Raw genomic sequence first — 18395 nt, 5'->3', positions numbered from 1 at the left:
CGCTTCATCTGATTGCCTCCTGCGCCGCGACTTTGCCAAAGTTCAGATTGCGGACCAGGTGCCAGCCGTCAGTCGCATTTCGAAGATAGGTCGGCCGATTTTTCCGAAACAGGGTGGGCCCATACTGTCCGGAACCGATGTGATTGTCGGTGATTGAAACATTCGAGATCGGATTGTCGTTGAACTTCCCGTCCGAATAGATCGTATAGCTGCCGCCGGCGAGAAGATTGCCTTCGATGACGATATTGGAAACCGGGCCAAACTCATTGTCGATCATGATAGCGCCGGCCGCGCCGTGCGAATTGATGATCGTGTTGTGCCGGATGACCGTGTCCGAGATGCCGCCATCGATCTGGATACCGTCGTAGTGTGGTGCCCCGCCGGCATTGAGATCGTGAATGAAATTGCCTTCGATCAAATTGTCCTTTCCGGTCAGCACGATCCCATTCTCGACATTGAAGATATTGTTACGTTGGAACGTGCCCTGTCCCATGATGCCCTGGTTTCCATTGCCATCGGGACCGGCACCCAGACCGTCGATCGAGCAATCCCTGACGACAATTCCTGTCCGATGCGGATCGATCTTGATGACGGCCCACGCTTTGGCCGAGATGCGGGACGTCTCGATCGTCACGTTGTCGGCGTTGACCGTTACGCCGCCCTGAATGTCCAGTCCCGAAATTGTCGTGCCGGCGACGGCAATCGTGAGCGGACCTGATGGCTTCAGCTTGAGATCCCGAGGCGGCCCCGTGTTGCTTGCGTCCGGCCATTCGGAGGCGAATGCCGGCTTTGACGGGTTATTCGGTTCAGCTACCACACCGGCCGGGATTTGGAGCGCTGCGACCGCAGCTGCCATACGTGCAGCGTAGAGCACAATTTCGCTCCCAGCACGCTTGCGCCCAAACGCATGCTCTCCGGCCACTCGCCACGGTCCCGCTGCGCTATTGAATCTCATCGTTCTTCTCACCTGCCGCACCCCCACGCCCTCATGCCGGTTCGGCTCTCTGTACCTCGTAACCGCCAACCCACTCTCGCCGACGCCTCCAGACGGCTTCCCAGTACACCGCATTCTCCTGCCATTCCGCATTGCGCGCCAACGCGGCTGCCATCCTGTAGCCGTACCAGCGTGTGAGCGGCACGATCAGGTGCAACGCTTGCCCGATCGCCCGCGCGGGCCAGCCAAAGTGGCGGTTGATCAGGGTAATTCTCCCCTTGAACACCTTCACTCTTTTGTCGACGGGCACGACGTCCGATGCTCCGCCATAGTGGACAATGGTCGCCTCAGGCGTGATCGCAGGCCGCGCACCGAGCGATCGTGCGCGATGGCAAAGGTCCGCTTCCTCTCCGTACATGAAAAAGGTGGGGTCGAACCCGCCGAGTCTCTCCCACAGCGGTCGGTCGATCAGCAGAAAACACCCCGTAACGATGTCGACATGCCGCGAGGAATCTCGGTCCCAACCGCCATAGGCCTCGGAATTGAGAATCGGATTGCGACGACCGAAGTAGGTAAGCCCCAGCGCAAAGCACAACAAATTCCACAGACTGATTCTTCGAAAGCACGAGGTGCGATTGAGGCTGCCATCCGGAAAGACAGTGCGGCCGCCCCAGACGTGAAAGGAAGCATTCGCGTCGGCGAACTCCAAAAGACGATCGATCGCGCGATCGAGAATAATGGTGTCAGGATTGAGTAGGAGCAATCGTCGGCCCCGCGCCTGTTTTGCAGCCAGATTATTGGCGCGCGCAAAGCCCACATTACTGTCTAGGGTAAAGAGCTTAACGTCTGGAAACTGGCGCGCAATTGCGGCAGCCGACTGGTCGGAAGAGTTGTTGTCGACGACGATCACCTCATAGCTCACCGCCACCGTCTCCGCGTCGATCGATGCCAAACAGTCGAGCGTCATCTCGCGGGTATTGTAGCTCACGACAATGATGGAGAGATCCAGCTGCCGATCCACTCCCTGACGTTCATCATCATGGTATGCGCTGCACATAGCCGCTTCGCTCCTTTCGCCGCTCGTCGCGCTATCGCTTCGGCCCGAGATCGGGTGCTGGTGTCATTTCACTCCGCTGCGCCGGCCCCAATTGTTCCTGTCAGACTTTTGCTCCGCTCATGAAGGTGCGCGGCCGGGTGACTCTCAGCGCGTCGTCCGCTGCCTGCGCGTGCAATGTGCGACGACACCCAACGCGAAACCGACGCCTTTTGCTTCAGCGCCGGCGCTTCGACAAATCGCCAGGAGGCATACGCCAGAACGAGAGTTACCGATCCCGCTAGCAAGGCCAGCGACAAGCCGGTTGCGAGATCAAAGAACGTCAGGAATGCCAATATGACCGGTGAATGGATCAGGTATACCCCGTAGGACAGATCGTGCTTGAGTGGCACTCGGCTGGTGACCTCGGAGAGCCCGAGATAGACTACGACGTACGGTACACACAGCGGCAGCGCCACCGCACCCATCCCGCTGGCAAGACCAATCAACGCGAATCCCGAGGCGACTGCGGCCCCGATTCCGGAGAACGGGATAGTTTGACGGTAGAGGTAGAGGTTCGTACCGGCGATGAAGTAGACGAAGAGACCGATGAAATCCAAGAGCCGTTGCGGACAGGCGGCACGCAGCGATGGCGAGAGCGCCAGCCCAACATAGGCGAGATAGACCAGAGCGAAACTGATCACCGTCAGCACACGTCGGCGGAGAAAGCCGGCCACGCTCAGCGCCGCCAGCACCGCATATGACCAGACTTCGACATTGAGCGTCCATAGCGGTCCATTGACCTGCACCTCCTGTCCATGCCGCATCACGCCGGGCAGGTAGTGAGACATCAGGGTGAGAACGTTCTTCAGATACAAGTATAGCTCGGCGCTACCGAAGTATTCTGCCAGGGAATAAGTCGTCAGGGCTGGCCCCAGCACGAACATGGACGTGATGACGACGACGAACAGTGCAGGCAGAATGCGCAACGCCCTGTTTACGCCGAACCGGATGAGATCGCCGGATCGGGCTAGGCCAGGCGCCAGCAGGAAGCCGCTGACGCAAAAGAAGATGATGACTGCAAATAAACCAAGCTGGATGAACCCACCGCTGAACCGATAAAGGACGTCGTTCACTCCCCACCAAGCATGGTGACCAACCACCACGAGTGCGGCCGCAAGTCGAATTTGATCAAAGCCGGGCCCTCGGGCCGAAAGGACGGCCAGCCGATCACCGATCGTCGTCGCCCTGACCGGAATCATCGATCTCTCGTTTCGTGATTTTCTGTCATTTTATCGGATACATTCAATGTTAAGCTGCACTAAATCGGTCCATTTTGACCGAAACGGTGACCCTCCATCTCGGCTCCCTGATCCTGAAGGCCAGCAAATACGGTCGTCTCGTCGTCATTTGGCATCCCGCCCGAGGCGGTGACGACGATCGAAGCCGCAAGGCCAAGCAAAAGGAATTCCGGTGCGAAGGCGCTCAGCCTAGAAGTCATGCCGAACAATCCATCGTCACGATCCGCTGGAATTCCGAACATCTTCTCAATTCGCAACCCCGCGTCGGTGCACCACCTCGCCAGCCTGCGCGCCGAAGCAAAATGAGCGCCGGCAGCGTCGTAGCCGCTGCGCCGCCCGGATTGGAGACCCGCTCCGAGATAAGAACGAATGCCCCTGGGGGACAGCGTGTTGGGCATCTGGATCACTGCTATCGACTGCTCGTGCATGAACGTCTGCAGCTTCCGAAGCAACTTTCGCGGATCCGGAGCCAGATGCAACAGGTTGAGGCAGAGAATGCAATCGTAGGCGCCGCGATCGGAATCGATGCTATCCAGATCGGCGTAGATCATCTCAATCCCGTCGCTGGCAGGCCCAGCCGCAATGACCGGATCCAGAGGGATCGCCGCGACATGCAGACCTCGCGCTTGCAGCCGCCTTTCTGTTCTGCCAGAGCCACAACCGAGTGAGAGAACGCTGCGCGCCGATGCCGGCACGAGGGAGATCAACTCCTCGGATTCGGATTCGTAATAGTTCTTGGAAAACCTTGCGCGACGAAGGCGCGTCTCCGTTGGAAGCAGCGAGTAAGGTAGGCGACGGCCGTGCGCGATCTCCAGCAGAATCTCCTTCTGCCTGCCAAGTTCGTCCAGCCCGACCCCCATCCGGCCGACATACCGGTTGGTGAGGTGATGGACCGTGAAATCCTCCAGGTGCGAGATTGGCACCAGCTTCTTCAGACCACATTGGGTGTATGGATCCGTGGCAGCCGAACAGGCGAGATCATACCTCCCCTGATGCGGAGCTACGTCGAAGCCGCCCGAACGCAGCGCCTTGCCCAGCTGCTCCCGGGTGAGAGCAAAGCAAGCGGCGTGCTCGTTGGTAAAATGCGCCAGAATATAGTCGCCGCGCCATCTGACCGATGAGGGATCCCAGTGAAAGTGAGCGTGGATGTCAGGGTAATTGCGCTGGCCGTCTTCAGCGAATTCAACCCGCAGAAACCCGGCTACTTCGTCTTCAGGCAGAACCGACGTTACATCCAGCCAGGCACGGATGTTCTTCTCTGTGATCAGAATATCGTCTTCAGAATAGATGAACAGATCGTACTGGTCATGACGTTCCACGAAGAGTTTCTTGTGTGCGAACGGCAGGGACCATGGGTCCTTGGTTGGCATGCCAACGATGCATTCCGCCCCGGCTGTCGGGCCCTTGTCGATGTTAGACAACACCACGATATCAATGGCGCAAGACATCGACCTGTACTCTCTAATGATCCGCTCGAGGTAGCGGTCATTCGACGTTCCATGGCTTGCAATCGCGACCAGCACGCGGGCCGCGGTACCGCTGGTTGAGCTCGTCAAATGCTGGGCAGCATGCTCGTTCATTGCCGGGATCTCGGTGGAGGCGTCCAGCCATTTCCAGATTTAATAAAGCGCAGAGTATATAATAAAATTGGATTGGTCGAGATTATTGTGATTTAATTTTGGATTATTATGGCGCGACACTCGGAGAACCTCTCGCATGAAGGTGCTGGTCTATCCGCATTCCATGGAACTGGGTGGATCGCAGCTCAACGCAGTCCAGCTTGCCGAGGCGGTCCGAGACCTCGGCCATCAGGTCACTGTGGCGTCGGAGACCGGGCCTCTTATGGACAGGGTAAGAGAGACGGGCCTCGAACACATCGAAATTCCCCGGCATCGAGCCCGCCCCTCGCCGCGTGTCAGCCAGATGCTCCGCAATATCGTTAACGGAGGCGGAGTGGACGTGGTGCACGGTCACGAATGGCCCCCAATAGTCGAGGCTTTTCTGAACGTTGGACTATCGACGCGAACTGCCGTGGTGGGAACGGTCATGTCGATGTCCGTCCCCTCTTTCCTACCTCGCAGTGTCCCCCTGACCGTGGGCACGGAGATGATCCGCCGCGCTGCCGTCGCTGCAGGACATCAAGATGTCACCCTGCTCGAGCCGCCAGTGGATACGAAATCTGACCATCCCCTCCTCGATGGCACGAGTTTTCGCGTCGCTCAGAATATCGGACCTGATGAGATCGTCATTGCGATGGTCTGCCGGCTGGTGCCGAACCTGAAACTGGAGGGCCTGCTCTCGGCGTGTGATGCCGTCGGAGCAATGGACCTCGACGGTCTTACGGTGCGGTTATTGATCATAGGTGATGGACCGGCCCGCCCGACCGTCGAAGCGCGGGCGGCCAGAATCAATGCGCTACTCGGCCGGACCGCCGTCATATTGGTGGGCGAGATGTCCGATCCTCGGCCCGGCTATGCTGCCGCGGATGTCATTATCGGCCAAGGTGGTTCGGCGCTGCGCGGCATGGCTTTTGGCAAGCCGCTAGTGGTCATTGGAGAGGACGGGTTCAGTGAGCTGTTGACGCCTGAGAGTGCGCCGACATTCCTGCGGCAGGGTTGGTATGGGCTGGGAAGAGGCTCTCGTGGTGCCGGCCCCGATGCACTTCGGTCGGCTCTTGAGGTCGTTCTCGTCTCAACGTCCCTTCGCCAGGAGCTTGGCAGTTTCGGCCGACGACTGGTGGAGAATCGCTTCAGCCTAGCACACGCGGCGAGGACGATAGAGCAAACCTATCTGCGCGCACTGCGCGGCAAGATTGCGCGCGGGCGCCGACTGACAGATGCCGGTCGATGTGCTGCCAGCCTTGCCCGCTATAAGATACAGCGAAAATATCAGCGTTGGATGGGTTTGGCTTCCGCGGAGGACGATAATGATCGGGCGCGAATCTCCCAGGTGCTGTCCGCAAGAGCGACCACCCCTTGTTCAGTCAGAGTGGCGCCGGATCCGGCAGGTGAGGTATCCCGGGAAACCGATTCCTGACCGGCCGCGATGGCCCAGGTTCAACGGGCGAGTTCATTCTTGACCGCGTCGGCGATACGCTCCTGGTCCGCTGAGCCCATCTGCGCATAAAGTGGAAGCAGGATCGCGTGATCCTGAGCAAGCTCGGATTGTCGTAGATCATGGCACGGCTTCGCCTCCGCGTACGGCGGCTCGCGATGCGAGCACATGATGCCTCTCCGCGTAGCGATGCCCTGGTCGAGCAGCGATTGCATCGTTGCCCGCTGATCCAATCGATCGGGCAAGCGCACACAGTAGCTCTGCCAATTAGATCGCGCCCACTCCGGTTCGAACGGTAACCGCAGCCCCTCTATATTCCCAATCAATTGGTCGTAACGCGATGCCAGCGCGCGCCGGCGCGCAATCAGTTGCGGAAGCCGCTCGAGCTGCTTGCGCCCGATCGCGGCCTGCATATCCGTCATTCGATAGTTATAGCCGACGAGGACGTACTCTTCGAAAATGACACGCTGCGAGCCGTGACGCACAATATCCGGGACGCTCATCCCGTGTTGACGTAGCAACCTGAACTTGCGATCGAGCTCGGGATCGGACGTGGTGAGCATCCCTCCCTCACCTGTTGTGATCACCTTTCGTGGATGAAAGGAGAAGCAGGCAATGTCTCCATGCGGCTTGCCGATCGCTTCCCATTGCCCGTTCATGCAGATCTGCGATCCCGCGGCACAGGCCGCATCCTCGATCAGGGCGATCCCGTGGCGACGCGCCACGGCCACGAGCGCGGCCATGTCGCACGGCATGCCCATCTGATGGACCGCGATGATCGCGCGTGTGCGCTCGGTGATCGCTTCTGCCAGCCGATTGCAATCCAAGTTATATGTCTCGGGCTCGATATCGACAAAGACAGGGGTGGCGCCCTGATATCGGATCACGTTCGCCGTTGCTATGAAGGAATGGCTGACCGTGATCACCTCATCCCCGCTGCCGACGCCCAGCGCGGCCAAGGCGAGCTGCAGGGCGGTCGTGCAATTCGCGACCGCGCAGGCGTGCTGGGCCCCGACAAGTGCGGCGAACTCTTCCTCAAACGCAGCTACCTGCGGACCTTGCGAGACCCAGCCCGACAGTACGACGGCGCGCGCGGCATCGGCCTCTTCGTCCGCGAGCAGCGGCATAGCGATCGGGATCACGATGCCGCTGCCTGCCGCTGACGGTCCGAAGCGACATCGCGTTCTGATCGCCACCATTTCACGAGATCGGCGAGCCCCTGCTCGAGCGAGACCGTGGCGCGGAACCCCAGCAGACGCTCCGCCTTTCCCGTCGATGCCAGCCGTCGCGGCACCGGATTGACCGAGCGCTCAGGTGCGAACTCGGGTGTCAAGCCGCGGCGTCCCATCACCGACGCAAGCACGGTAGCCAATTCTGTCAGGCTGGTTTCAGTACCGCTTCCGACGTTGAAGACCTCATCAGTAATCTTTGCCCGGGCGGCTAGGATGTTGGCGCGCGCGACATCGCGGACGTGAACGAAATCCATGGTCTGACAGCCGTCACCAAAGATTACGGGGGGTAATCCAGCCTCCAGCCGCTCCATCCAGCGGATCAAGACCTCGGTATACCGTCCGTGGATATCCATCCGGCTGCCATAGACGTTGAAATACCGAAATGCCACGTAATCAAGGCCGCAAACGTCATTGAAGGCGCGCAGCAAGCCTTCGTTGAAGGCCTTGGCTGCTCCATAGAGAGTCCGGTTGTTGTACGGATTTTGCCGCTCGGTTGTCGGAAACTCCTCTGCCATGCCATAGACGGATGCCGAGGACGCTGCGATGATTTTTTCGATGTCGTGCTTGATACACAGCTCAAGGAGATCATAGGTGGCGTCAACCATGACCTCCTTGGCCAGGCGCGGCTCCGCCGCGCAATGCGTGATGCGCAGCGCGGCCTGGTGAAACACGATGTCAGCAGCCTTCACCAAGGCTTCCATCAACTTGCGATCGCGTATGTCGCCATGAACCAGTCTCACCGGCCCGCGTCCGAGCGCGCGCCGGAGATTTTCCGGTCGGCCTCTCACCATATTGTCGAGGGCAACGATCTCAATACACCCCTCATCGCAGAGCAGATCAACGATGTGGGAGCCGATGAATCCTGCTCCGCCGGTGACGAGAACACGCTTCCCCTTGAGCTCAATCAAGACGCCCTCCTGTTGCAGGAACTCGTTAAGATGTTTTGTGAATGCAACGATCGGTTGTTGACGGCCTGTGTGGGTCGCAATGCTCCGGCGTTCCTCAAAGTGGAGACAACTGCGGCCGCCCCGTCCGGCAGCAACTCCGGATAGATGGGAAGGGAGAGAAACTCGTTCGCAAGATTCTCAGTTACCGGCAGATCGCCGGCCCGACAACCGAGTTCTGCATAGGCTTTTTGCAGATGCACTGGGATGGGATAGTGAATCCCAGCGCCGATGCCGGCGTCCCGCAATATGGCCAAGGCTTCGTCGCGCCGTTGCAGTCTGACAGAATAAACGTGATACACGTGGCGGGAGTGCCGGGGCGGCTGAGGACGCGCGAATGGGAGCTCAGACAGCAGTTCGTTGTATCGTTCTGCCAGCGAGCGGCGGGCCTCGGTCCAGCGCTCGATGTAGTCCAGCTTGACATTCAGTACCGCGCTCTGGATCTCATCCATGCGATAATTGTATCCGGCAATGACGTGGTCGTACTTCGCCTCCTGTCCCCAGTCCCGCAGTAGTGACACGCGGCGAGCGAATTCAGGCTGATCAGTTACAACCGCCCCACCCTCGCCGAAGGCCCCGAGATTCTTACCGGGATAAAAGCTGAAGCACCCCAGATCTCCGATCGAACCAGCACGCCGCCCCCGGTATTCGGCGCCGTGTGCCTGCGCGGCGTCCTCGATGACGACCAGACCATGACGCCGCGCGATCGACATTATGGAATCCATCTCGGCCATCAGCCCATGGAGATGAACCGGCAGGATGGCCTTGGTTCGCGGTGTTATCGCTGCCTCGATCAGACCAGGATCCATCGTCCACGTGACCGGATCAACGTCGACAAAGACGGGTTTGGCGCCGCTGTAGAGAATGGCCGCGGTGGTTGCCACGAACGTCATGGAGACCGTGATCACTTCATCACCCGGTCCAACGCCCGCGGCCAGCAGTGCAAGATGAAGCGCCGACGTCCCACTATTGACCGCAAGGCAATGCGAGGTCCGGCAATATTCCGCAAAGCGGCGCTCGAAGGCCGTCACCTCCGGCCCGAGCACGAAGTGTCCGCTGCTGACCACTCTGGCCACCGCGGCATCGATGTCCGGCTTGATTTGACGGTATTGGGCTTTCAGATCCAGGAAGGGTATCAAGATTGAACACCTTGGATTTGGCTAGCAATATTTAAAGTTAGCCCGCATTATAATATTAAATCAAGAGCTATTTAAAATAATTACTCGCATTCAATTTGTAGCTTTAAGAGGCATCGCTGCTGAAGGCACGATCTGCAGGAGCTCGATTGTCGGCTGCAGACATAATTCGAGCCGGAACCCCCGCAACAGTGGCACCCGCGGGGACGTCCTTCGTCACGACCGAACCCGCGCCGACTAACGCCCCCGCACCGATTGTCACCCCACATAAGATGGTAGCGTTGGAACCGATGGAGGCCCCCCTACCGACGTGAGTGCGCTGCAACGTCCAGTCCGAGGCTTGTTGAGGACGGCCATCCACCGCCGTCGCCCTCGGATGCTTGTCATTTGTAAACATCACACCATGGCCGATGAATACCTCGTCCTCGATCGTTACGCCCTCGCAGACGAAGCTGTGCGAGGATAGCTTGCAGCGTGCACCTATCTTCGCTCCCGCCTGAACCTCGACGAACGTTCCGATCCTGCTCTCGTCACCAACAGTGCAGCCATACAGATTGACCAGCTCCGGATGAAGAATGCGAACATCGCGACCAAGTTCTACGTCGTCTTTGATGGGCATGTCCGACTCCGAATGATTTGGCCGAAGCTGCTATGGCGCCGTCCGCGAAGGCCATAGCCCCAGCGCCATTCTCGCTAGGCCGGTTGCGGCATAGCGAAACTGATGCAAAAGGGGGTGCCCGGTCACCGTTAGCCCCAGCCACCAACAAAGCAGAGCGACGACAAAGGCTAATCCCAGGCCCGCAAGCGACGAAAGTCTTTGCATGTCCGTCAGTGCGGCACAGATCGATACCCCACCAATCACGAGAGCCGTTACAGCTCCGCTTCTGAAGAGGCTGCGTACCAATTCGCCGGGTCGAATACCAAGGTGCCGCCCAAGAAAATGAAACGCCACCGCAGCTTGAAATGGCAACGTCACTAGCGCGGACGCCGCAACGGCGTGCACGCCCAGAAATGATGCGCCGAAGATGACCAAAAGCGAGGGGGGCAACGAAATCAGGGATGAGATCAGCGCATCCTGCACCCTTCCGAGCGCAACAAACACCGGGTAGGTCAGGCAGGCGGCAAAAAGTGCGAGATTGCCAATGCAGAGCAGCTGCACGAGCGGGACGATCTCCAGCCACGTCGGACCGAGCCAGATCAGAATGATTGGCCGGGCCATGACCGCCATAAACGCCAAGAACGGCCACTGCACGGCGGAGAGCATCTGAATGGCCTCCAGATAGACGGCCTTGAGATCGCCCCCTGCTTTGTGTCGCGCGACAACCGCGGGCATCACGACCGGGCTTATCACTTGCGTGACCAGCTTGTCGAATATTTGCGTCGATGCGGTTGCTCGGCTGTAAAGTCCGACGGCCGTGAAGTCGAGCACTCTCGCCAGAAACAGCTGCGGTGCCAAGCCATAGAATACGTTTACAACACTCACCGCGCCCGAGTAGAGGCCGAAGCCGACGATCTCCCGACAGTCCACCAAGGACGGACGCATTGCGCCAAAGTCGTTCCGCAAGATGAGCAACATCACGGCCAGCACGGCGTTACCGGCCACCGCTCCCCAGAGCGGGGCCATGTAGCTGAAGTGGGCCATCGCGAGAGCGACCGAGACGACAGCGATCGTCGCACCTGCCACAAGGTTGCAGATTGCGAGTGTTCCAAATTGCATCTCGCGACGGAACAAAGCGGCCATGGTTCCAGAAAACGGCAGCAACAGAAAGTTAAGGGCGGAAATTTCGATACCGTAGCGGAGGCGATCCAGCTCGAAGAGACGTGAGATGGGCTGCGCAAACACGAATAGAACGAAGGCGGTGGCCACCGAGATCATGAGGGTAATCGTGAACGTGGTCTGCACGCTTGCCCGCGACAACTCGCGCTTCTGAATAAGATAGCTTGCGCCTGCAAACTCCTGAAAGCAGGCGGCAATGATGGATGTGATCGCGTTCACCACGGCATAGATGCCAAACTCCTCCGGCGACAGCAAACGGGCCAGCACGGCGGTCGCGAAAAAGACCACCAGCAGGCCGATGTAACGGTCGAGCGCGGAGAACAGGATCGAGCGCTGCACGGACCTCGTTGCACTGTCTGCCATGTCGACTGGGTCCGCTAGGTCGCCGCACGCCTCATGCAATCGCTCTTGGGCGCTGCCAGAGCCCATAGGGCTCTCGTAGCAATACCGGCGCCCCCTGTCTTGAGATCGAGCTCGATGCCGCTTCCAGGACTTCGATCACGCGGAGCCCGGAGATACCACTGGAAATCGGCTGACCGCCGGTGCGTACGCAATCCACAAAATGCTCCACCTCCGTCTGCAGTGCTTCCGTTGGCGCAATATGCGGAGCCCACATGTCGCCGGCGCGGTACCCGATCCGGAATTGATGCGCATCCTCGGGAGGACCATCGAGTGTGATGCCCTTGTCATAGACCTTGATCTTCTCGGTCGGCTCGAGATCATCGTAGACAATCATCTTTCTACTGCCGCCGATGAACGTTTGGCGCACCTTAACGGGTGAGAGCCAATTGACGCTGACGTGAGCGACGCACGCGTCGGCAAAGAACAAGGTGATGTGCGCCATGTTCTCTGGCGAGCCGACGACGTGGCACGAACCGGTTGCCGAGACGGCGATCGGTTCCTTATCGAGGATATGGTGGATAATCGAGATATCGTGCACCGCTAGGTCCCAGATCACATTTACGTCCTTTTGAAACAGCCCGAGACTCGCGCGCGTGCTGTCGTAGTAGTAGATGTCGCCGAGTTCCCGGCTCAGCAGGAGCTCTCGGATCCTCTGGACCGCGGGCGTATAGAGAAAGGTGTGATCGACCATGAGCGTCAATCCGCGCCGGTCCGCCTCCTCGATCAAGCGAGTGACGAGCTCAGCGCTCGTCGCAAGCGGCTTTTCGACCAGCACATGCTTTCCGGCTCTCAACGCCGCGAGTGCCAGCTCGTAGTGCGTATGCACCGGCGTTGCGATAGCGATGGCATCGATGCTGGTGTCCTTTAGCAGATCATCGTAGCGACTGGTCGTTTCCACCGCCGGGTAAAGCTGCTTTACGGCGCCGAGTCTTCCTGGGCTCAGGTCGCTCACGCTGACGACGCGGGTGGCGGGATTGATCGAGAAATTGCGAACGATATTGGGACCCCAGTAACCGTAGCCCACTACGCCAATTCCCAGTTGACTGTCTCGCATGCTAACCTCGATGCACCCAGAGAAGACGCTTCAGTCCTTCCGCCACGGACGATCAGACCAGGTCGGTCGCTAGGTCCGTGCCGGCATGTCCTGCCATATGCCCCGCGTGTCTATGACGTCGAGATGTCGACGCTCTGCCAGGGGTACCATCTTAAACTCGTCGTGGTCGACGAGGAGAATTGCGATTTCGCAGCTGCGCAGAGCTTCCTCGATGTTCACAAAGGCGACACGATGATCGGCCAACTGTGGCGGCAGACGGCGAAGGTTCGGCTCAACGACCCTGACTCGTTCTCCGTACTTTGCCGCGAGATGCGTGGCTATTTCCATGGCGGGACTTTCGCGCAAATCGTCCACATTGGCCTTGAAGGTCAATCCACAACAGGCGATGTTTGCATAGGGATGATCGTCGATCAGCGCCTCGGTACGTTCGATGATCTTCTGCGTCTTGGTGTTGTTGACTTCGCGGCTGGTTCGCATCACCCGGGCGAGATCTGGCGCGGAGTCGATGATGAACCAGGGATCGACCGCAATGCAGTGCCCGCCCACTCCCGGTCCTGGCCGCAAGACGTTGACGCGGGGATGGCGGTTCGCGATATCGATCACTTCCCAGACACTGATGTCGAACCTGTCGCAGATCAGCGAGAGTTCGTTCGCAAAGGCTATGTTGGTATCGCGGAAGGCGTTTTCCGTCAGCTTGACCAACTCGGCTGTGCGCGCCGTCGTCCCGACGCAGGCCCCGCGAACGAACATCTTGTAGAAGCGTTGAGCGCGACGCGTACAAGTTGACGTGATGCCCCCAATGCATCTGTCATTGTTGATGAGCTCGGTGAGGATCCGCCCCGGTAACACGCGTTCCGGGCAGTAGGCGACGTAAATCGCCCCGTCTTCCTTGCCGTTGACTCCGATGTGCAAATCGGGCCTGCGGTCAATGATCCGCTTTGCGATCGCCTCGGTGGTCCCGATCGGCGACGTCGATTCGAGGATGACGAGATTACCTGGCGCAAGAATATCGACGATTTGGTCGACCGCCGCATGCACGCTCGACAAGTCCGGACGGTTCTCGCGATCAATCGGCGTCGGCACCGCGATGATGAAGACGTCGGCCGCCTGCGGCTTGGTGGATGTCGTCAGGGCCCCGCTCGACACGACCTTGGAAACGAGACCATCGAGATCGGGCTCGGCGATGTGAATTCTTCCGGATGCAACCGTATCGACGATGCGCTCATTGGTGTCGATCCCGACCACCTGCATTCCTCGGCTTGCAATGAGGGCCGCCGTCGGTAGCCCGATATAACCGAGTCCAACGACATTGATCTTCTGGAACTCAGGCATTGAGAAGCACCTTCACGATACGCTCGCTCGCGTGCCCGTCACCGAATGGGTTGTGCGAACGAGCCATGGCCGCATAAGTCTCGTCGTCGTCGAGCAGGCGGAATGTCTCGGCAACGATTTTGTCGTAGTTCGCACCGACGAGACGCGCCGTTCCGGCTTCCACCCCCTCAGGGCGCTCGGTCGTATCCCGCATCACCAGGACTGGTTTCCCGAAAGTGGGAGCCTCCTCCTGGACGCCGCCTGAATCCGTCAAGACCAGATGCGACAACGAGAGAAGGCTCACGAAATCCGTGTATTCCTGGGGGGAAATGAGAACGACCCTCGGGTGATCCGACAACCGGGCCGCAAACAGGTCGCGGACATTCGGATTCGGATGCACGGGGAGCACTACGGCAACGTCTTCCCTGCGCAGGATGGCTTCCAAGGCGTTGACGATGTTGATGACGCCGCCGCCAAAGTTCTCCCGCCGGTGGCAAGTCACCAGGATGATACGCCGGTTGCCGTGGCGCTTCTTGATGCTGTCCCAGCGGCCCGAGAGCCCCGGATCGGATTCGACCATGGCTTTTGCGAGGATAAGGGCGTCCACCACCGTGTTTCCGGTGACGTGGATTCGATCGTCCGAGACGTTTTCGGAGCGAAGCGCGCGCGCCGCGCGCTCTGTTGGGGCAAAGTGCTGATCGGCGATTGAGCCAACGATCTTGCGGTTCACCTCCTCCGGCCAAGGAGAATAAATGTCTCCACTGCGCAGTCCGGCCTCGATGTGAGAAACCGGTATCCGGTGGTAATAGGACGCAAGTGCGCCAGCCATGGCAGTTGCTGTGTCGCCTTGGACGATAACCCTGGTAGGCTTCACCTTCTCGAGGAGCTCACCGACTTCCGCGAGCAGCCGTGAGGTTAGATGATCCAGCGTCTGATTAGCCGTCATGACGTTCAGATCAAAATCCGGAACCACTTTGGCGAGCTTGAGAACCTGGTCGAGCAGCTGCCGATGCTGTGCCGTCGCGCAGATCGTCAAGGAAATGTCCTTGCGATTCTCGGCCTTGAGCCGGTTGATGACCGGAAAGAGCTTGATTGCTTCGGGCCGAGTCCCCAGGAGGACAAAGAAATGCTTGTGCACGTCTCACCCTCCGATCCGGCTCGGGCCCCGAGGGGCGGAGCTCGGCCCAAGCGCATGCTGAACCGCCTGCTTGACGAGCGCCCGTGTCAGGATGCCCGCAAACAGCGTGTTCGTCGTGGCATATCGCCACCACATCCGCCCGGGCTCTTGATAGACTCGGTACAGCCATTCGAGGCCCAGCCTCTGAATCGGTGCAGGCGCGCGTCGAACGGTACCTGCAAGAACATCGAACGCGCCGCCCACACCCATGATGAAGGGTACGCCGAGACCATCACGGTGAGCCGCCAGGAAGCGCTCCTTCCGCGGTGTCGGCATGCCGATGAAGAGACAATCGGCCCCGCTGGACCGGATGTCCCGAACGACATCGCTCTCCTGCTCGGGTTTGAAGTAGCCGTCATGCCAGCCTGCAAAGACGAGTGAGGGATGCTTCTCTCGCGCGCGCTGCATTGCCAGATGCAGTACGGGTCGGGTAGCTCCCAGGAAATATGGCTTGAAGCCTTCCCGCGCACATACTGCGAGCAATTCGACCAGGAGATCGACGCCAGCGACTCGCGACCTCGCCGGAAGCCCCATTGCCCGAGCGGCCCAGAGAATCCCCATGCCGTCTATGCCGACAATGTCACTGTTGGCGACATCGGCCGCGAGCACGGGATCGGTTCGCATCTTGACGAATTTGGCGACGTTCAGCGCAACATGCTGCAGTCGGCGGCGGCTGCGCATGGAGCTGCACGCCAACTCTAGGGTCTCCGCCATGGTCAGCAGGTCGATGGGGCACGTCAGGAACGATGCACGCATTTGAATCGACCTCCAAAATGAAACTTGGTTTAAGTTCTATTTAAGAATATAATAACGATAATAAATGGCAAATATTTAAATGCAAGGATTAAATGCGCGCGCCAGGTCGACGGCAGGAGCGCCACCGCGCCGGCGGATACGCAACGCACGACTGAAATTAAATAGGTGAGATGAAATGATTTCGGTAATTATTCCCCACCTCAACCAGCCGGAGGCTCTGGAAGCCTGCTTGCAGAGCCTCGATGCACAGACCCTGTCCCGTGACCTGTTCGAAGTCATCGTGGTGGACAACGGCTCGGCAATGCCCCCAGTGGACGTCGTTGCCGGCCATCCCGATGCGAGGTTGATGTACGAACCGCATCCCGGTCCCGGTCCGGCGCGAAACGCGGGCGCGGCCTATGCGAGTGGTGATATTCTCGCCTTCATGGATGCGGACTGTTGGGCTCATCCGGGCTGGCTGACCGCGATACACGACGCCTTCCAGCAAGTCAGGCCGGCGACGATCCTTGGCGGAGAGGTCCGCATCTGGTCCGCCGTCGAAGGATCTTTCACCGCGATCGAAGCCTACGAAAGCGTTTTTGGCTTTCGCAATCGCTTGTACGTCACCAAGCACGGCTACTCGGTCACGGCAAATCTCGCGGTCCGCCGCGGCGACTTTGCGAGGGTCGGACCTTTCCCCGGCATTCAGTTCGCGGAAGACATGCAATGGGGACAAATGGCCCACCGTGCCGGCTGCGAATTTCGCTACGTCCCTGCGATGGTCGTGTTCCATCCTGCGCGGCGCTCGCTTCGGGAGCTGTATGCAAAGTGGGATCGGCAAATCACGCACTACCGCAACATGGCACAGGGCGCGCGCGGCTGGCAGCTACGCTGGTTTGCCACGGCCCTACTCGTCCTTGTATCCCCCGCCGCCGGCGCGTTCACCGTTATGACGAGCCGGCGCCTTCATGGGATACGCGCCCGCCTCAAGGCGATCGCCGTTCTCTGCGCGGTTCGAAGCCATCGCACGGCCAAGATGCTGGCCTTGCTTCGGAAAGAGGGCGCGGTCGTGTGGAACCGCTAACTGACGCGGCTGCCGTTGCGCTACGACTAGTCACCCGGCAGGCGCGATGGCTTTTCGAAAGCGGCGTTGTGGCTAAGACCCCGCAAATCGGTACGCCGACCGAATGACCACAAGATCCAGCCGAGCTCGTAGCTGCGGCATTCGAGTCGAACTGTCACGTCGGCACTGTCGATCAACGCCTTCCCGTTTTCGAGCCAAGTGTTTCTGAGCGCGCGCAACACCCGCGGAGCCCTGGTCTTCAGTTCATGCTCGCGAACCTGCGAGCGGATTGTCAGGCTGAGTTCCGGCACGAGCATGGATCTGCACAATTGGTTGTGGCCAAGCACCCAGTTGAATCCTTTCACCAGGGCATCCCTCGCTCCCCGTCGTCCGAAGCGCTCGGCCCATTCCAGCAGCGCCGGAGCCATTCCATACTGATGGACCGAATAGACCTCGTAAAAGTCGAGAACGCGGCCACTCACTGCATCGAAGAACCACGGCCACTCACCCTGAGGTCCCTGAAGCGCGATCAAATTGCCCACGCAGGCGTCGGCCATGACGAGTGCGGATACGTCCCCGGTGAATTCTCCGTACTGATAGCAGGCGATCGAAAGATAGGTCTGCGTCGCAAATGATGCAAAGCGGCGACGGAATCCGGACGGCGCATCGAAAAACAATCCGGACTGGCTACGGAAACGCTCCTTCAGGAAACGATAGAGCTGGCCGGCGAAGCCCAGCCACTCCCTCTCCCCTGCCCTGGCCTGCGCGATAACTCCCGTCAGCAGCATGCCAAGATCCTGGGCTCGAAACGCTGACCATTGCGACTCATCCGAAAGAATGGCTCTCAGCTCGAACCTGACCTGCTCCGGGATGGTAAGTCGGAGCTCGGCGGCGGCCCACAACGCCATACCGAACGCATATTTGCGGACAGGAAGGGCGGTCAGACTCATGGCATTCCGTTGAAAGATCTCTGAGAGATCGATGTCAGCCGGAAGTTCCGCGACGCGCGACATCCCGAGCAAGACATTGAGGGTGTAGAACACGTCGCTATGGGCCATCGACTCGTTCGGCGACGCCCGCCCGTCGAGGTGATAAATATGCGACCAACGTCGCTCCCTTGGCAACCAGCAGCGCTCCAGCCCCCTGAGCGCATAGCTCACCAGCGGCGAGTTTGACGACAGCTCCTTCGCTGCAGCCGGCACCATGAGCTTCACACTAGAATTCGGGCTGATCATCATCGAA

16 protein-coding genes are annotated in these 18395 nt (G+C 59.4%); 2 read left to right on the top strand and 14 right to left on the bottom strand.

All coding sequences use genetic code 11. The features are described 5' to 3' along the window. Nucleotides 1–4 precede the first annotated feature (4 nt). From DCM79_RS31625 to DCM79_RS31610, 4 genes are all read right to left on the bottom strand, one after another. The gene (locus tag DCM79_RS31625) at nucleotides 5–955 is read right to left on the bottom strand and encodes a right-handed parallel beta-helix repeat-containing protein (RefSeq protein WP_257177928.1); all 951 of its coding nucleotides are present in this window, start codon (nucleotides 953–955) and stop codon (nucleotides 5–7) included. A 31-nt stretch (nucleotides 956–986) separates the two neighbouring features. Further along, on the bottom strand, nucleotides 987–1955 hold the full coding sequence (locus tag DCM79_RS31620; RefSeq protein WP_257177927.1) for a glycosyltransferase family 2 protein: 969 nt from the start codon (nucleotides 1953–1955) through the stop codon (nucleotides 987–989). Nucleotides 1956–2059: 104 nt separating this feature from the next. Continuing rightward, complete coding sequence (locus DCM79_RS31615) at nucleotides 2060–3229, bottom strand: acyltransferase (RefSeq protein WP_257177926.1); 1170 nt, start codon at nucleotides 3227–3229, stop codon at nucleotides 2060–2062. Nucleotides 3230–3288: 59 nt separating this feature from the next. Beyond that, nucleotides 3289–4848, bottom strand: coding sequence for a bifunctional 2-polyprenyl-6-hydroxyphenol methylase/3-demethylubiquinol 3-O-methyltransferase UbiG (locus DCM79_RS31610; protein WP_257177924.1), 1560 nt, complete (start codon nucleotides 4846–4848; stop codon nucleotides 3289–3291). A gap of 136 nt (nucleotides 4849–4984) precedes the next feature. Between DCM79_RS31610 and DCM79_RS31605 the strand changes: the two genes are divergently transcribed. Further along, nucleotides 4985–6304, top strand: coding sequence for a glycosyltransferase family 4 protein (locus DCM79_RS31605; protein WP_257177923.1), 1320 nt, complete (start codon nucleotides 4985–4987; stop codon nucleotides 6302–6304). Between the two features lie 20 nt (nucleotides 6305–6324). On the opposite strand, the gene DCM79_RS31600 is transcribed toward DCM79_RS31605, so the two are convergent. The 9 genes from DCM79_RS31600 to DCM79_RS31560 form a co-directional block, all read right to left on the bottom strand. Beyond that, nucleotides 6325–7521, bottom strand: a complete 1197-nt coding sequence (locus DCM79_RS31600) for a DegT/DnrJ/EryC1/StrS aminotransferase family protein (protein WP_257177922.1) — start codon at nucleotides 7519–7521, stop codon at nucleotides 6325–6327. Further along, entirely contained in the window at nucleotides 7461–8462 is a 1002-nt protein-coding gene (locus DCM79_RS31595) for an NAD-dependent epimerase/dehydratase family protein (RefSeq protein WP_211419293.1), read from the bottom strand. Before DCM79_RS31595 ends, DCM79_RS31600 begins: the two co-directional genes overlap by 61 nt. Beyond that, on the bottom strand, nucleotides 8459–9637 hold the full coding sequence (locus tag DCM79_RS31590; RefSeq protein WP_257177921.1) for a DegT/DnrJ/EryC1/StrS aminotransferase family protein: 1179 nt from the start codon (nucleotides 9635–9637) through the stop codon (nucleotides 8459–8461). The genes DCM79_RS31595 and DCM79_RS31590 overlap by 4 nt, the downstream gene beginning before the upstream one ends. Nucleotides 9638–9740: 103 nt before the next feature. Beyond that, entirely contained in the window at nucleotides 9741–10253 is a 513-nt protein-coding gene (locus DCM79_RS31585; RefSeq protein WP_257177920.1) for an acyltransferase, read from the bottom strand. Between the two features lie 30 nt (nucleotides 10254–10283). Then, entirely contained in the window at nucleotides 10284–11774 is a 1491-nt protein-coding gene (locus tag DCM79_RS31580) for an oligosaccharide flippase family protein (protein ID WP_257177919.1), read from the bottom strand. A 31-nt stretch (nucleotides 11775–11805) separates the two neighbouring features. Beyond that, entirely contained in the window at nucleotides 11806–12867 is a 1062-nt protein-coding gene (locus DCM79_RS31575) for a Gfo/Idh/MocA family protein (protein ID WP_257177918.1), read from the bottom strand. Between the two features lie 69 nt (nucleotides 12868–12936). Next, nucleotides 12937–14199 (bottom strand): UDP-N-acetyl-D-mannosamine dehydrogenase, encoded by a 1263-nt coding sequence (gene wecC, locus DCM79_RS31570; RefSeq protein WP_257177917.1) that lies wholly within the window; start codon nucleotides 14197–14199, stop codon nucleotides 12937–12939. Beyond that, nucleotides 14192–15316: a non-hydrolyzing UDP-N-acetylglucosamine 2-epimerase gene (wecB, locus tag DCM79_RS31565; RefSeq protein WP_257177916.1), complete on the bottom strand. Its 1125-nt coding sequence runs from the start codon at nucleotides 15314–15316 to the stop codon at nucleotides 14192–14194. The genes wecC and wecB overlap by 8 nt, the downstream gene beginning before the upstream one ends. A 3-nt stretch (nucleotides 15317–15319) precedes the next feature. After that, nucleotides 15320–16111, bottom strand: coding sequence for a WecB/TagA/CpsF family glycosyltransferase (locus tag DCM79_RS31560; RefSeq protein ID WP_257177915.1), 792 nt, complete (start codon nucleotides 16109–16111; stop codon nucleotides 15320–15322). Between the two features lie 175 nt (nucleotides 16112–16286). On the opposite strand from DCM79_RS31560, the gene DCM79_RS31555 reads away from it, so the two are divergent. Continuing rightward, a complete protein-coding gene (locus DCM79_RS31555; RefSeq protein WP_257177914.1) occupies nucleotides 16287–17174 on the top strand; it encodes a glycosyltransferase family 2 protein in 888 nt (295 codons plus the stop codon). Nucleotides 17175–17200: 26 nt separating this feature from the next. On the opposite strand, the gene DCM79_RS31550 is transcribed toward DCM79_RS31555, so the two are convergent. Further along, complete coding sequence (locus tag DCM79_RS31550) at nucleotides 17201–18391, bottom strand: hypothetical protein (RefSeq protein WP_257177913.1); 1191 nt, start codon at nucleotides 18389–18391, stop codon at nucleotides 17201–17203. Nucleotides 18392–18395: the final 4 nt, after the last annotated feature.

Origin of the sequence: Bradyrhizobium sp. WBOS07, assembly GCF_024585165.1 — a bacterium.
In the GTDB taxonomy this organism is placed as follows: Bacteria; Pseudomonadota; Alphaproteobacteria; order Rhizobiales; family Xanthobacteraceae; genus Bradyrhizobium; species Bradyrhizobium japonicum_B.
Note: the sequence above shows the minus strand (reverse complement) of the source record. Positions and strands in the feature narration are given on the sequence as shown.

Excerpts from the sequence above, each read along its gene's own strand:
- DCM79_RS31625 (WP_257177928.1), bottom strand. The coding sequence starts at position 955 with ATGAGATTCAATAGCGCAGCGGGACCGTGGCGAGTGGCCGGAGAGCAT.
- wecC (WP_257177917.1), bottom strand. The coding sequence starts at position 14,199 with ATGCCTGAGTTCCAGAAGATCAATGTCGTTGGACTCGGTTATATCGGG.
- DCM79_RS31610 (WP_257177924.1), bottom strand. The coding sequence starts at position 4,848 with ATGAACGAGCATGCTGCCCAGCATTTGACGAGCTCAACCAGCGGTACC.
- DCM79_RS31585 (WP_257177920.1), bottom strand. The coding sequence starts at position 10,253 with ATGCCCATCAAAGACGACGTAGAACTTGGTCGCGATGTTCGCATTCTT.
- DCM79_RS31555 (WP_257177914.1), top strand. The coding sequence starts at position 16,287 with ATGATTTCGGTAATTATTCCCCACCTCAACCAGCCGGAGGCTCTGGAA.
- DCM79_RS31605 (WP_257177923.1), top strand. The coding sequence starts at position 4,985 with ATGAAGGTGCTGGTCTATCCGCATTCCATGGAACTGGGTGGATCGCAG.
- DCM79_RS31550 (WP_257177913.1), bottom strand. The coding sequence starts at position 18,391 with ATGATGATCAGCCCGAATTCTAGTGTGAAGCTCATGGTGCCGGCTGCA.
- DCM79_RS31560 (WP_257177915.1), bottom strand. The coding sequence starts at position 16,111 with ATGCGTGCATCGTTCCTGACGTGCCCCATCGACCTGCTGACCATGGCG.
- DCM79_RS31580 (WP_257177919.1), bottom strand. The coding sequence starts at position 11,774 with ATGGCAGACAGTGCAACGAGGTCCGTGCAGCGCTCGATCCTGTTCTCC.
- DCM79_RS31600 (WP_257177922.1), bottom strand. The coding sequence starts at position 7,521 with ATGGTGGCGATCAGAACGCGATGTCGCTTCGGACCGTCAGCGGCAGGC.
- DCM79_RS31575 (WP_257177918.1), bottom strand. The coding sequence starts at position 12,867 with ATGCGAGACAGTCAACTGGGAATTGGCGTAGTGGGCTACGGTTACTGG.
- DCM79_RS31615 (WP_257177926.1), bottom strand. The coding sequence starts at position 3,229 with ATGATTCCGGTCAGGGCGACGACGATCGGTGATCGGCTGGCCGTCCTT.